Here is a 231-nt window from a genome sequence, read left to right as displayed (position 1 = left end):
TAATGAAGATTAAACCAGAAATACTTGATTGGACCTAGGAAATACCAAGAATGCCAATAACTAATGATAATATAGAAGATTGTCCAGCTTGGAATTTGCCTGGAGAAGTAATTTTTGAGGAACCATCTTACTTGACACTTACAGATTGGCATAAGCTGCCAATAATAAAAGATGTAAAAGTTAGAGAAAAATTTACTGAAATTCAACAAGAATCAGATGCGTTTTTAAAAC

Annotated in this window: 1 protein-coding gene; it reads left to right on the top strand. The window is 31.6% G+C overall.

Annotation, left to right across the window (positions count from 1 at the left end; translation table 11 throughout):
- Nucleotides 1–50: 50 nt before the first annotated feature.
- Nucleotides 51–231 (top strand): hypothetical protein (locus ACX6CF_RS26960; protein ID WP_458788457.1); only part of this gene is annotated, 181 nt, incomplete at its 3' end.

This window comes from Vallitalea sediminicola (assembly GCF_054408565.1).
The sequence above is the reverse complement of the archived record's forward strand: the minus strand, read 5'-3'. Positions and strand labels throughout refer to the sequence as shown.